General features: G+C 68.3%; 10 protein-coding genes and 1 pseudogene. 4 read left to right on the top strand and 7 right to left on the bottom strand.

Annotation, left to right across the window (positions count from 1 at the left end; genetic code table 11):
* Window positions 1-202: 202 nt before the first annotated feature.
* Genes JKV81_RS31390 through JKV81_RS31380 form a run of 3 tightly spaced genes read left to right on the top strand, consistent with a single transcriptional unit; the run spans window position 203 to window position 2,638 of the window.
* Window positions 203-637, top strand: a complete 435-nt coding sequence (locus JKV81_RS31390; RefSeq protein WP_202078997.1) for a hypothetical protein — start codon at window positions 203-205, stop codon at window positions 635-637.
* 49 nt (window positions 638-686) lie between these two features.
* Window positions 687-2,126, top strand: a complete 1,440-nt coding sequence (locus tag JKV81_RS31385; RefSeq protein WP_236058262.1) for a hypothetical protein — start codon at window positions 687-689, stop codon at window positions 2,124-2,126.
* A complete protein-coding gene (locus tag JKV81_RS31380; RefSeq protein WP_129262736.1) occupies window positions 2,123-2,638 on the top strand; it encodes a hypothetical protein in 516 nt (171 codons plus the stop codon). The genes JKV81_RS31385 and JKV81_RS31380 overlap by 4 nt, the downstream gene beginning before the upstream one ends.
* An 867-nt stretch (window positions 2,639-3,505) precedes the next feature.
* Here the strand turns inward: JKV81_RS31380 and JKV81_RS31375 are convergent.
* Both JKV81_RS31375 and JKV81_RS31370 read right to left on the bottom strand, forming a co-directional pair.
* Window positions 3,506-4,352, bottom strand: a pseudogene (locus JKV81_RS31375) (oxidoreductase).
* Window positions 4,349-4,621, bottom strand: a complete 273-nt coding sequence (locus tag JKV81_RS31370; protein WP_129262741.1) for an Atu4866 domain-containing protein — start codon at window positions 4,619-4,621, stop codon at window positions 4,349-4,351. Before JKV81_RS31370 ends, JKV81_RS31375 begins: the two are co-directional and overlap by 4 nt.
* A gap of 130 nt (window positions 4,622-4,751) precedes the next feature.
* On the opposite strand from JKV81_RS31370, the gene JKV81_RS31365 reads away from it, so the two are divergent.
* Window positions 4,752-5,594 (top strand): helix-turn-helix transcriptional regulator, encoded by an 843-nt coding sequence (locus tag JKV81_RS31365; protein ID WP_202078994.1) that lies wholly within the window; start codon window positions 4,752-4,754, stop codon window positions 5,592-5,594.
* Window positions 5,595-5,704: 110 nt separating this feature from the next.
* Here the strand turns inward: JKV81_RS31365 and JKV81_RS31360 are convergent, their stop codons facing one another.
* The 5 genes from JKV81_RS31360 to uvrA all read right to left on the bottom strand — a co-directional run bounded on the left by JKV81_RS31360 (window position 5,705) and on the right by uvrA (window position 13,103).
* Window positions 5,705-6,112, bottom strand: coding sequence for a PIN domain nuclease (locus tag JKV81_RS31360; RefSeq protein WP_202078993.1), 408 nt, complete (start codon window positions 6,110-6,112; stop codon window positions 5,705-5,707).
* Complete coding sequence (locus JKV81_RS31355) at window positions 6,109-6,342, bottom strand: type II toxin-antitoxin system VapB family antitoxin (protein ID WP_129262747.1); 234 nt, start codon at window positions 6,340-6,342, stop codon at window positions 6,109-6,111. Before JKV81_RS31355 ends, JKV81_RS31360 begins: the two co-directional genes overlap by 4 nt.
* A 638-nt stretch (window positions 6,343-6,980) precedes the next feature.
* Window positions 6,981-9,152 carry an FUSC family protein gene (locus JKV81_RS31350; protein ID WP_202078992.1) on the bottom strand — a complete coding sequence of 724 codons (2,172 nt, stop codon included), beginning with the start codon at window positions 9,150-9,152 and terminating at the stop codon, window positions 6,981-6,983.
* 177 nt (window positions 9,153-9,329) lie between these two features.
* The gene (locus tag JKV81_RS31345) at window positions 9,330-10,451 is read right to left on the bottom strand and encodes a hypothetical protein (protein WP_202078991.1); all 1,122 of its coding nucleotides are present in this window, start codon (window positions 10,449-10,451) and stop codon (window positions 9,330-9,332) included.
* A gap of 183 nt (window positions 10,452-10,634) precedes the next feature.
* Window positions 10,635-13,103, bottom strand: coding sequence for an excinuclease ABC subunit UvrA (gene uvrA, locus JKV81_RS31340; protein ID WP_202078990.1), 2,469 nt, complete (start codon window positions 13,101-13,103; stop codon window positions 10,635-10,637).
* Window positions 13,104-13,192 lie beyond the last annotated feature (89 nt).

The following is a 13,192-nucleotide window of genomic DNA, read 5'->3' as shown; positions in this document are numbered from 1 at the left end:
CCCACTCCTGCGACACCCACGGCACTTCGGGCGGGCATCGGGCAAGCAGATGACCCTGAAGCAAGGAAAAAGGCCCCCGCGAATGCGGGGGCCTACCTGTCGTCAGACACTCGGCAGCGAGCTTTTGGCCAAGCACCAGCTGTCACCTGAGCCATAACACTCCGTGTGTTTATCGGGAAGGATCACGCTTACGGGGGGGGCCATGGCCTGGGACGAGTGGAAGCAGATCAAGAACGACGTGGCAGCCCAGCGCACGGACTCGATGCGGCTGAACCAGCTCGCCCCGGCGGCAGGGGGTGGTGGCGTCCCGGATCTCGCCTCAAGCCCGGAAAAGAAGCAGGCGGCGGCGAAGGCCATCAACGATGATCTGGAACCCGATGTCGAGAGGGACGGCAAGCACGCCGCCGAGAGCGTGAAAGCGGTGGTCAAGGAGCTCGGCGCCAGGGACGGGTACGGCTGGGACACGTCGGGTGCGTTGAAGAAGGCGCACCGGACGTGGGAGCAGCAGGTCAAGGCGCTGGTGGGTCGACTGGCGGCGGAGAAGCACGCCCTGAGCAAGACGGGCATCGACTTCCGGAACGACGACATAGGCATCGGCTCTCAACTGGGTCCGCCGTCCCCGATCGACGACTACTGACCAGCCGACCGACCGCCCCGGGGGATGTGTGCCGACCTATCACGAAGTGATGAGCAGCGACCTGTCCAAACTCACCGACGCCGCCGACAAGTGGGGTGAGATGGCAGGCAAGTTCAAGACGATCGAAGCGCAGTACGAACGGGATGTCCATGGCGTCTCACTCGCACCGTCGTGGGTCGGCCAGAGCGCCGATGCCGCGAACTACAGGTTCGCCGTGACGCTCAAGGAGCTGCAGGGGGCTCAGAAGGAGGCCAAGGCGATTGCGTCCATCCTGCGGGATTCACACACCCAGCTCACCGCCCTCCGTGGCAGGGTGAACACCGTGCGCGCCGACGCGATCAAGGACGGCATGCGTGTCTCCGACCAAGGCGTCGTCTCGTTCGATACCGAACAGCTCAGTCAGAGTGCACGCAGTGCGTACGTGCATGACCCCGGCTACCAGGAAAGCGTGCGTGCGCAGGTGACCCGGTGGGCCGATCTCCTCGACCATGCGGTCCAGGCGGTCACTGACGCCGACGACGGCATCAGGCTCGCCCTCGCAGCCGCCGTGGTCGACTCCGACATCATGGACGGGACCATGAACGGCTTCAACAGAAGCCCTGTGCAGAGTCCTTATCCCTCCCTGGAGGAGGCCGGCAAGGCCGCCAACATGCCGAAGGGGACGGCCGCCGTGGCGGAGTGGTGGCGTGATCTCGATCCGGTGACCCGCGGCATCCTGCTGCGAGAGCGCGGCGACGACCTTCGAGAAGCAGGGATCATGGCCCCGCTGTACGAGTGGAGGCCGGCCGACGCGGGCTCGGGAGCATTCGACACGGAGGATCCCACCGCGCACGACCTCTGGGTCCTGACGCAGGCTCAAGCGATCGCCGCAGGCGGCGATGTCACAGGAGAGGTCGCGGCATCCCGCAACATGCAGCACTACCTCAGCGGCACCGGCGAGCCGCTCGAGCTCGACGTCGACCGCATCCTGCACGACGATTCCGGGTTCCGGACCGACCTCGGCACGCTTCACATCGCCGAGAACCAGGAAGCATGGCGTCAGAAGGCCCTGGATGAGTTCGAGAAGGCCGGCGGCGACAGGACGGTCGTCGTTCCCGTGGAGAGCCAGGCGATCGGGCGGACCTTCGGGGAGGACGAATGGTTCCACGCGGTCGGGTCGCACCAGCAGAACGTGTCGGGCATGGTCACCGTCAGTCCGGGCGACGGAGGCAAACCACAGGTCTCGCTCGACTACCAGGTCAACGTGTGGGACCGGTACAACTGGGACTCCGGAAAATCGACGACGTTCCCCGGTGGTGTCACCATTCCCGATGACGACATGGGGCGACTCCACAAGGTGGGCTTCGCCCAGGAATTCGACATGCGCGGTAGCAGCAGCACCTACACCCAGGATCTGAACAGTGGCTCAGCCCCCGGGGTGACTCCGGCGGACCCTGGGCGCGAAGGGTCCCGCGGGGACGTCTCGCGCGGCGACGAGGAGAACCGGTGAACGACCGATCTGCCCTGCGGTCACGACTGCTCGCGGCCCTCGGGGCCGCCCTGCTGCTCACCTCCTGTTCGAGTGCCGGCGGGGATGATCACCGCACGACGGACGGGCGCGCCTCGCACTGGGGAAAGGAGATGGGCGCTCCGGAGGCATCGGCGTTCATGAAGGTTGCGGTGCCCGAGAGCGCGACGGAGGTGAAGGGCGCCGTGCAGATCAATCCGCAGGAGGACATCTACCTGCTCTCTTTCGTGACCGACGAGCGGACCGCGGTGGGGGTAGCTGAGGACCTGCGTCCCGAGAAGCCCCTGCGCACAAGAAGCCAGGACCTCCCGGCCCCCACCGAACTCTTCAAACACCTCGGCCTTGCCGAGCCCCAGAGCGAGAAGGGCGTCCGCTGGGCGGGGGTCTGCCCGCCCTGCGTCGGGGACAGCCGCCGGAGCGAGGTCCAGTGGATCGAGATCCACGTCCTGGCACTGAAGGCCGACAGGACCCGGGTGTACATACAGGCGTTCTGACCGACCGGGAGACGCTTGCGCCGCCTCGGGGCCCGGACCTGGCGGCGGCTCGCGTGCGCCTTCCTGGTCTTCGCCGGCGAGGACGAGCGTCTCCTGCTTGTGGGTGAGGACCCTTGAGGCGAGGGCGCCCCGCGCCGCTGCCTGAGACGCGCCCCGCGAGGTCATCGCGCCGAGGCGTTCAGCTCGATGAGGGTGCGGCGCGCTAACGGATGCCGGACTGCACGCCCGGGACGGTCGGCCCGCCGGCTTGCCGGACGAGGAAGCGAGACGGCGACAACCGGTCCGATCCGAACCAGCTCGTCCCAGCACCTGACGCCCTCAGCCACATACTGACCCCGAGAGCCCGTGCGGTTCGGACTCCAGCGACTGCCGGAGAACGTGCCGCGACAGCACCGGCAAAGCCCAGGTCACAGCAGCGCAATGGCTCCGCAGGCCTGCCCCCAGCACGCATTCGCTGCACCATCGTGCTGCGTCCACCGCACAGAAAACACCCCGAAAAACGCGTTTCCCCAGGTCAGATCGATTCTGCCTGGGGATGCTCGGTGGGGCGGGTGGGACTCGAACCCAAAAGGGAGACGCGTCTCACCTGCAGCTTTACCAAAGCGCCCGACTTATGCCCCACTTTCGATCCGGTTGCTTCCTCCTCGATCCCGCTCGATCCGGCTCCAGCGGATGCGGTGCAGCGTTCGCTGCACCACCTCCTCCTCCCCCCCTCCCCCCGCTGCTCGCATCGCTGCGCCCGAGGAGCGGGGGGTCTCCCGTCGTTCGCTTATCACCGGGTCGCCCCCCGGGGGCGACGGCTTCTCCCCTCTCGACCTCTCACTGCCCACGGCAGGCAGTCGCTTTCCGTAGCGGTATGGAGCTCTGTTATCCCGTCTCGTCGGTCTGCGGGAAGTCCGTGGAGAGAGTGAGCTCTTTCCAGGTGTCGAGGTCGTGGTCGACAGCTTCACGTCCAGCGCGGACCAGGCGCAGGGCGTCGGAGCCGAGGACCAAGTGAGCGGGCGGATCGAGTGCGTCGAGGACGCGCAGGAGCGCGCTGGCGGCGCGGACCGGGTTGCCGAGCTGTCGTCCGTCGGCCTTCTGACGGGCGGCGCGGATGGGTTCGAAGAGGTCGTCGTAATCAGGGATGGTGCGCGGTGTCCGGATCATCGAGCGTCCGGCCCAGGCGGTACGGAAGGAGCCCGGCTCGATGGCGGTGACGTGGATACCGAAGGCGGCGACTTCCTTGCCGATGGCTTCGAGGATGCCTTCGAGTGCGAATTTGCTGCCGCAGTAGGCGGAGACGCCAGGGAAGCCGACTAGGCCGCCCATGGAGGTGACGGCCAGGATGTGCCCGCGGCGCCGTTGGCGCATGAAGGGCAGGACGGCCTTGATGGTGGCCGCGGCGCCGAAGACATTGACGTCGAACTGGGCGCGCAGGTCGGCCAGGGAGGTTTCCTCGAAGGTCCCTTCCAGGCCGTAGCCGGCGTTCGCGATCAGCACGTCAAGGGGGCCGATGGCCACCCGTCACGGCGAGCACGGCTTCGTCGTCGGTCACGTCGAGGATGCGGGCGTGAGCACGTTCCGGGTGAAGAGCGGTGAAGGCCGCCGCGTCGGTGCTGTTGCGGACGGTGCCGACGACGGTGTGGCCGGCCTCCAAGGCGGCGAAGGCGAAGGCGCGGCCGAGGCCGCCTCTGACGCCGGTGATCAGAAAGGTCTTGGCTGTGTGTTTCACGCCTGGTCCTCCTTGTGCAGGACGAGGTGCTCGTGGAAGAGCACGCCGTCGCGGATGTCGCCGGTAGCGGTGAAGCCGGTGTCGTCGACGTAGTCGAGGTGGTTTCCGGTCACCGTGTAGCGGCCGGTGTAGGCGCTGGAGCGGTCACCGCGGGCCTCGTCATAGCGACCGTCGACGCGCAGTTCCTGGCGGATGCGTCCGTCCGCGGTCACCCACATACCGACCACGTCCGCCCGCTCACCGGCCGACGCTTCCGACTGCTGGCTCATCACGCTCCCCTTTCATTCGCAGGTGTCTTCGAGGCAAAGCTGTGCCACTGCGGAAGCGGGAGCCAGGACAGGCTGTGCCGGGGTACGGCGCACCCAGGCACACCACCAGAGGGCGGCATAGCCTGGACGGGTGACCAGCAACGATCTCGGAGAATTTCTGCGCGCCCACCGTGCCCGTCTGCGACCCGGTGACGTCGGCCTCGCCTCCTACGGCGCGCGCCGGGTGGCGGGGCTGCGACGGGAGGAGGTCGCCGTCCTGGCCGGAATGAACAGCGACTACTACGCCCGGCTGGAACAGGGCCGCGAGCGCAGCCCTTCCTCGCAGATCCTCAACGCGATCAGCGGCGCCCTGCGCATGGACGACGCCGCGCGCGAGCACCTGTACCGGCTGGCGGGCGCGGTACGGGACGACAACCGGGACCTGCCGAGGGAAGCGGTCGGTGCGCCGCTGAAGCAACTCCTCGACGGTTACACGAACGCCCCTGCGTTCGTCCTGAACCCGGCGAAGGACTTTCTGGCGGCCAACGCCCTGGCCGAAGCGCTGTTCTCCCCGTTCGAAGCCGTGGACAACCTCGCCCGTATGACGTTCCTCGACCCAGCGGCACGGGGATTCTTCACGCGCTGGGACAGATCGGCCGAGGCGGTTGTGGCCGGGCTGCGTCACGCCACGGGCCTCGGCCCCCACTACCCGCGTCTGTACGAGCTGATCGACTCCCTGACCGGGGCGAGCGAGGACTTCGCCGCACTCTGGGCATCACACACCGTCTACGGAAAGACTCAGGACGCCAAGGAACTCGACCATCCCGACGTCGGGCCCCTCTCGCTCACGTACCAGTCCTTCGATGTCCGCGGAGCACCGGGCCAACTGCTGGTGATCTACCACGCCGAACCGGGAAGCGCCGACGCCCAGGCGCTCACTCTGCTCGGCAGTCTGCAGGCCACCCGCCGCGGGCAGTCCGCCGGGGAACGGTAGTCCCTGCGCGTCCCCGCCCCGGGCACTAAATGCGCAAGCAGGCGACCGTGCCGGGCTTCACCGCAACCCCGTTGGCCGGAGCCCCAGCGACGATCACCGATGGACAGCGGTCAGGCGCGTACGTCTCGTTGCTGCACTACCTTGAGGACCGCCGCCACCGTGGCGAAGTCGTTGTCCAGGTGGAGCACCGTGTGACCGTGATGGACCGCTGTCGCACATACCAGGAGATCGATGGCTCCGGCGGCGCGGTGTTGCCCGCGCTGGGTGAGTTTGTACTGCGCGGTGTCGACCCAGCGCCACGCGTTCTTGGGAACCGGCGAAAGATGGCAGAGGTCGTCCATATCTTCGGCCAATTCATCCCGATGAGCGGGGCTTGTGGCCGAGTAGAGGAACTCCGCCCTTGTCGGCTCACAGATGTGGAACACACCGGCGGCGATGTGCCCTTCCCAGGGACGCAACGCCCCTGGCGTACGGAAGAGGTGCCACAGGGCGGACGCGTCGAGGAGGTAAGTGATCACTCGAAAACTGCTCGCCGAGCGCGCTTGGCAGCCGCATGCGCCGCAGCCGCGGCCTCGAACTCGCCCCGCTCACCCCGCGCGGCCAGTTTCTCGGCAGCCTCCAGCCGCTTGATACGCGCCACGTAGTCCCGCAGAGCCCCGTTGACCGTCTCCTTCTTCGTCGAGGCACCCATGAGTCGCATCGCCTCGGCCAACGCCTCGTCATCGAGATCAACCTGGGTCACAGACATACCAGCCACCCCTCACGAAAAGTCCATGATGTACATGACCACGATACGCCACCAACATCCATGACGGCGGCCCATTCGCTCACGAGGAAGACCAGGTGCAGAGAAGGCGATGTCACGCCGATGCGGCAGGGTTGGATGGGTGCGGCGTCTCCCTAAACGGCCGTGGGACCGCCCTTAACGCTCCCACGAACACGAGGGCAACAAAAGACCAGGTCACAGCCGTGCGATACCTGCTTGGAAAGACCGAAGCCTCACGTTCGCTGCACCTAAGTGCGGCGAACACTGCACGCGAAACGCCCCCGGAAAACGCGTTTCCCCAGGTCAGAACGATTCTGCCCGGGGACGCTCGGTGGGGCGGGTGGACTCGAACCCATAAGCGTGACGCCTCTCACCTGCGGCGATGCAGAAACACCGGACATAGTTCCCCGTTTCCATCCGGCTGCATCCTGCTCGATCCGGCTTGGTCGGGTAGCGGTGCAGCGTTCGCTGCACCGGTACCCGGCAGCCTCTCCGCGTCCTCGGACTCGGACTCGGACACGGGGAACTCTGCCGGCAGGCGTCCCGAACCCTCACACGCTGCAGCGGATCACCGGGGGCGAGGCCCAGAACCGCCCCTCCGCAGTGACGCTGCGTGGCGGTCACCCACCCCGGCGCGCGGGTCCTGAACCATCGCCTTCAGCCTCCATGGCTTCCCGCACCCGCTGCTCCTCGCGCACGGAGCCGACATCGCGCTCCAGGGGGGTGCGGCTTACGGCTGTCGCAAGGTCCTCCAGGGCGCGCTTCTGCAAGTCCGCCTCGCGCCGTAGCGCTGGGCTCCGGCCACCGGCGCCCTCCCACGCCTTGAGAGCATTCTCCACGCGTCCCCAGTCCGGGTCTCTGTGTTCGCGCATGTCGGCTGCCGCCTGCGCCGTGTCCGCTTCCAGGGCCTTGGCGAGCCCCTCCACCTCGGGAGCGAAAGGGTTGTCGTCCTGCGGGACGCGGTTCTCCATGAGCGTTGCCGCCCTGTCGAACCCTTTGAGTGCCTCCTGTGCCTCCTCCGCCTCACGCGAAGTCAGGCCCCTGGGGCGGACCGGCTCCTGCTTTGCCCGGTCGTATGCCTCCTGCCAGGCGGCACGCGCTTTTCTGCTCGCCAGTTGGGCACTGCGCATGTCGGCACGGCGTTCCCTGGTCGGTTCGGCGTAATTGCGGAGCACTGCGGCCGCGTAGCGGCCGTTGGCGGCGAGCCAGTCCGCAAGCCGTTCCGGCAGCCGGGGCGTCTCCCATGCAGGGAACACCACATAGGCCAGCATTGCCAGGGCTCCGCCCAACAGGGTGAGTACCATCCGCTCCGGGACTGTCTGTTCCCATGCTTGGCCGCCCATGCCTAGCAGGAAGACGACGTACGCGGCGGTGAAACACTGGGAGTAGGCGTAGCCGGTACGGTTCAGGGTGTACGACAGGCCCGCCGAGACCACCGCCAGCGCACCGAAGACATGAGCGTCCGGGCCCAAGGCCCCCACCACTCCGGTGGCGAGTGCGACCCCCACCAGGGTCCCGGCGAGACGGGCGACCGCACGCGCGTACGTCCGGTGGAAGTCCGGACGCATCACCATCACCGAGGCGATGGGCGCCCAGTAGCCGTGACCCAGGGGTAGCCGGGCGGCGATGATATAGCCGAGCGTGGCCACCGCCGCCAGCCGAACGGCATGCCGGAAGATGGGCGAGTCGTGTCGGAGCTCACGACGGACCGCCCGCACGCCGACCAGGAGCAGCCGGAACATGGTCGGGCGCTCCAGGAACTCAACGCCCGCGGTGCCGTGCTGCGCGGGCGTCCTTCTGCGCGCGTTGCCGCACTCAGCGATTTCCAGCGCCTCACCGAGCAGTCCCGTGAGCCTCTCGGCGGCCTGCCGCGCGGGGCCCTCGAGCACCTCGTGCTCCTCGTCTTCACGCAGGAGGTCCACAGTCCTGTGCGGTACCTCGACGGGGGTGCCGCGCCGGATCGACCGGGCGGCCGCATCCAACACGTCGGCGGCCGCGTCGAGCAGTTCCCGCGCGCGGTCCCTCCCGGGTCCCTCAGCCGGTGCGCCGACGCCCGGGTCGGCGAGCGCGGCGATGGCCGGCAGAATTCGCTCGGCGAGTCCTCGCGGGCCGTGGAGGGCGGTGGGACGAGTGCGAGCCTGGGATCGCGTGACGGCCGCCGCGTCCCGGGCTGTCATCAAGGGCTCGGGGTCGAACCGGGCGGTCGGGTCGTGCCGGAGCTGGCGGGCGTAGTCCGCCACGGCGGCCAGAGCGTCGGCGAGCGCGTCACGATGCGCCCCCCATCGGCGGATCGGGAACAGCCAGATCAGCACGGCCTGCACCACTCCGCCGAGCGCGATGATCCCGGCGTGCTCCAGGGCTCGTCCGACGCTCGTGGGCAGGGTGATGGTCACCAGCATGCTGCCGACCGTCGTCGCTGCGACGATCCCAGCGGTCGATCCGACGGCCCACGCCAGCCCTGCGACAAAGGTCCACAGGGCCAGCAGCGGAATGAATGTCACGAGTTGCCCCGCCGCCAGGTAGCCCACCAGGGTACTGAGTGCCAGCCCAGCGCCGGCGCCGAGCGCGATCACCTTGCGTGGGCGCCACGTGCGCTGGAAGGTGGCCCCACCCGCAGAGAATGCGCCGAGGGCGGCGGATGCGGCGTACGCAGGGGAGCCGAGCCATAGCGCCGGCCCGATGACGAGTGCCACACCGACGGCCGTACGCAGCGCGAGCAGGGGCTCCAGCCGCGTCTCCTCGATTCTGAGCCCGGATCGGAGGACTTCCCTGAAGGCCCGCAGCCATGTCACGGGTGTGAGCCCAGCCGGAGGGTCATGCCGGCTCGCGTCGGCCGGACATTGGTTCGGCCGTCGTGCGAGAGAGCTTCCCGCCCGGCCCGACAACAGAGTGACGGCCGCAGGCCGCCAAGGAGACGAGCGGGAGGGGCCGCACTCCATCGCCACCGGCTCCTGTGCATCTGCATACAGCTAGCCATCGTGCTCGCCCTGGAGCATGTGGCGACGTTCCTGTTCGCGCTTTGAGTAGGCCGCTGCCCGGATCGCCTCGTCGCTCTCCAAGCCTGATCCCAGCGCGCCGCCCACTGTGGCGGTCGAAGCCACGAACCATGACAGCGTCCAGTAGCCCGTCGCGTTCAACGGGTTTCGTGTCATGGAAGCGAACACTTGGTCGTTGAGGATGAACAGCGCCCACACGAAGTTGATGGCCATCAGACCCACGTAGCAGACGAGGACACCGATACTCACGGTCACTACGGTCGAGGTGTTGTAGAGAGCCGCCCTCTGCCTCGCCTCCGGCGAACCCTCCGCTGTTCGATGCCACAGGTTCGCGTCAATGATCAACCAGCCGATCATGAGCCCGACAGAACCGACCGTGGCGACGATGAGGCGCGGCGTGCTCAGGGACGTAGCCAGGCTCCAGACGGTGGAGTCCAGAGTGGCGATGGCTCCCGTGGCGAGTGCGGCCGCCAGAGCTTTCGAAAGGCCCGGCACCAGCCGCCACGGCCGGTTGGCGCGGACCATACCGACGAGCACTTTGAGGTAGCCGCGCGGCCCGTTGGCGACGTACCGCAGATCGGCGAACTCCTCCTCATCGACTGGGCCCGGACGGATGGGTGCGAGACGACCGGCGAAGGGTCCCAGCGGTGGCTGGCTTCGCGGAGCCCGCTCAGCGCCGGTGGCCCGCGGACCTGTCAAGCTGAGCACGGCTTCTTCCACGGCCCGCCGGGCCTTTCCCTGCAGCCGCCAGCCCCCCAGTGACGGAAGGGACAGCAACGCCGCCCCGTGTTCGTGACTCAGATCCACAACGAGCCTTCGCCTGTGTGAGTGCAGCGGAAGGTCGGTAAGAGCCACGATGATGTCCCAGTTCTCCGCACTTCCGCGGTCCACGATCCGGCGCATCAAGGTGGACGCGTCCTCGGCCCCCGCGGTGAAGGGCTGGCTGACCACTTCGACATCGAACCGTCGCCCCTGGCCTGACTTGTCGGCGAGCCGATCAGGAAGGGCCCGTGCCAGGCGTTTCGCAATATCGGTCGGTGCGTCCGGGTCCGCGAGGAGAGCCACTACCGTAACGCCCTGCGACGACGCTTGCATGACTGGATCCTTCTCGTTGTCCGTCCACCGCAAGTGCCCACAGAATGCCCCCGGGGTGGCGTCGGCGATGCGATGACACGCTGGCCCCATCCGGCCGGTGCGGGCGGCGCGGCCAGATCTTCATCGTTCTCCCCGTACGGGGCCTGCTCTCTTCGACCGGTGCTCAGCCCCCTCGCACCGTCGTCAGGAGCCCGCGAGCCGGGCCGCGAGATAGGGCGCGGTGGCACTGCGGCGGGCCCTGGCCACCTTGGCCGGCGGGCCCGCCGAGATCACCCGCCCGCCGGCGTCACCGCCGCCCGGCCCTAGGTCGATGACCCAGTCGGCGGTGACGATCGTGTCCAGGTCATGCTCGACGAGGACGACCGTGTTGCCCGCGTCGACGAGCCGGTGCAGCTGTCGCAGCAGCAGTGCGATGTCCGAGGGGTGCAGCCCCGCCGTCGGCTCGTCGAGCAGGTAGAGCGCGTGGCCGCGGCGGGCTCGCTGCAGTTCGGTGGCCAGTTTGATGCGTTGCGCCTCACCGCCGCTTAGCTCCGTCGCGGGCTGCCCCAGCCGCAGGTACCCCAGTCCTATCTCGCGCAACGTCTCCAGACTGCGGGCAGCGGCCGGGACGGCGGACAGGAACTGGGCAGCGGCGTCGACGGACAGCCCCAGCACTTCGGCGATGTTCTTGCCACGGTAGGTGACTTCCAGCGTTTCGGCGTTGTACCGGGCGCCCTGGCAGGTCGGGCACGGTGCGTAGGTACCAGGCAGGAACAGCAGTTCCACCGCGACGAATCCTTCGCCCTGGCAGGTCTCGCACCGCCCTTCGGGCACGTTGAAGGAGAACCGCCCGGCCGAGTAGCCGCGCGCCCTGGCCTCGTCCGTCGCCGCGTACAGCTTGCGCACCGCGTCGAACATCCCCGTGTACGTGGCCAGGTTGGACCGGGGAGTTCGGCCGATGGGCCGTTGGTCGACCCGGACCAGCCGGTCGAACGACTCGACCCCCGACGCGTCCTGGACGTCGACCTCCAGCTGCGCCTCGTCGGGCTCCTCGGGCACGAGCCCGAGGTGGCCGCGCACGACCTCGGCGAGCACCTGCGTGACCAGCGTCGATTTTCCGGAACCGGACACACCCGTCACCGCCGTCAGTACGCAGAGCGGTACGTCCACGGACACGTCGTGCAGATTGTGGCGGGAGACGCCGCTCAGGTGCAGCCAGCCGTGCGGTGTGCGCGGCCGGTGTTCGAGCGGCTTGGCGCGCCCGAACAGGTACTGGCTCGTCGCCGACTTTTCCACCCGCTCCAGACCGGCGACCGGACCGCTGTACAGCACGCACCCGCCACCCTCACCCGCGCCGGGACCGATGTCGACCACCCAGTCCGCCCGCCGTACGACGTCCATGTCGTGCTCCACGACGAACAGCGAGTTGCCCGCCGCCTTGAGGCGGTCCAGCACGTCCAGCAGCGGTTCCGCGTCAGCCGGGTGCAGGCCCGCGGAGGGTTCGTCGAGGACGTAGACGACGCCGAACAGCCCCGAGCGCAGTTGCGTGGCGATCCGCAGGCGCTGCGCCTCGCCGGGCGACAGGGTCGTCGAGCGGCGCCCGAGGCTGAGATATCCGAGGCCCAGGTCGAGCAGTACGTCGACCCGCGCGACCAGATCGCGGCAGATCCGGACCGCGACCTCGGTCGTCTCCCCGGATCGGGCCGTCGACGTGGTGGCGTCGGCGTCGGACCGCCGCGCGACGGGCCGCACCAGCGCCGCAACCTCGGTGAGCGGCATCGCGTTGATTTCGGCTATGGAACGTCCGGCGAAGGTCACGGCGAGCGCCTCGGACCGCAGTCCGCTGCCGTGACACTCCGGGCAGGGCACGCTCCTGACGAACCGGAGCGCCCGTTCGCGCATCCTCTCGCTCTTGGAGTCGGCAAGGACGTGCATGACGTGCTTGCGGGCGCTCCAGAACTTGCCCTGGTAGCCGTAGTCGACGCGGTCCTCCTCCGGCTCGATGTACACAGAGGGCTGCTCGTCCGTGTACAACAACCAGTCCCGGTCCTTCTTCCTGAGCCTGCGCCACGGCCGGTCGATGTCGATCCCCAGGCCACTGACGACGCTGCGCAGGTTGGCGCCCTGCCAGGCGCCCGGCCAGGCGGCGATCGCCCCCTCGCGAATGCTCAGCGAGGGGTCCGGGACGAGCAGGTCCTCGGCGACATCGTGGACTACGCCCAGTCCGTGGCATTTCGGGCAGGCGCCGGCCGCGGTGTTGGGTGAGAACGACTCGGCTTCCAGCCGTGCGGCCCGGGGCGGATACGTGCCGGCGCGGGAGTACAGCATGCGCAGCAGATTGGACAGCGTGGTGATGGTGCCGACCGTCGAGCGCGAACTGGGCGAGCCACGTCGCTGCTGCAGGGCCACCGCCGGTGGCAGTCCGGTTATTTCCTGCACGTGCGGTGCACCGACCTGTTGCAACAGCCTTCGGGCGTACGGTGCTACGGACTCGAAGTATCGCCGCTGCGCCTCAGCGTAGAGCGTGCCGAACGCGAGCGAGGACTTGCCGGAACCAGAGACGCCGGTGAAGGCGACCATCGCGTCCCGCGGAACGTCGACATCGATGTTCCGCAGGTTGTTCTCACTGGCACCCCGGACATGCACGAAGGGGTCGGCCGCGTCCTTGTTCACTATTCCTGAGTACCTGATTGCGCCGGGAACCGCGCGACAGGAGCCGTCACCGGGCTTCGCTCACACGAGCGTCCGGAATATCCCGGGCT

This window comes from Streptomyces silvae (genome assembly GCF_016745505.1).
Lineage (GTDB): Bacteria > Actinomycetota > Actinomycetes > Streptomycetales > Streptomycetaceae > Streptomyces > Streptomyces silvae.
The sequence above is the reverse complement of the archived record's forward strand: the minus strand, read 5'-3'. Positions and strand labels throughout refer to the sequence as shown.

Coding starts and splice junctions, on each gene's coding strand:
- JKV81_RS31390 (WP_202078997.1), top strand. CDS start 203: ATGGCCTGGGACGAGTGGAAGCAGATCAAGAACGACGTGGCAGCCCAG.
- JKV81_RS31385 (WP_236058262.1), top strand. CDS start 687: ATGAGCAGCGACCTGTCCAAACTCACCGACGCCGCCGACAAGTGGGGT.
- JKV81_RS31345 (WP_202078991.1), bottom strand. CDS start 10,451: ATGCAAGCGTCGTCGCAGGGCGTTACGGTAGTGGCTCTCCTCGCGGAC.
- JKV81_RS31355 (WP_129262747.1), bottom strand. CDS start 6,342: ATGTCTGTGACCCAGGTTGATCTCGATGACGAGGCGTTGGCCGAGGCG.
- JKV81_RS31370 (WP_129262741.1), bottom strand. CDS start 4,621: ATGAGCCAGCAGTCGGAAGCGTCGGCCGGTGAGCGGGCGGACGTGGTC.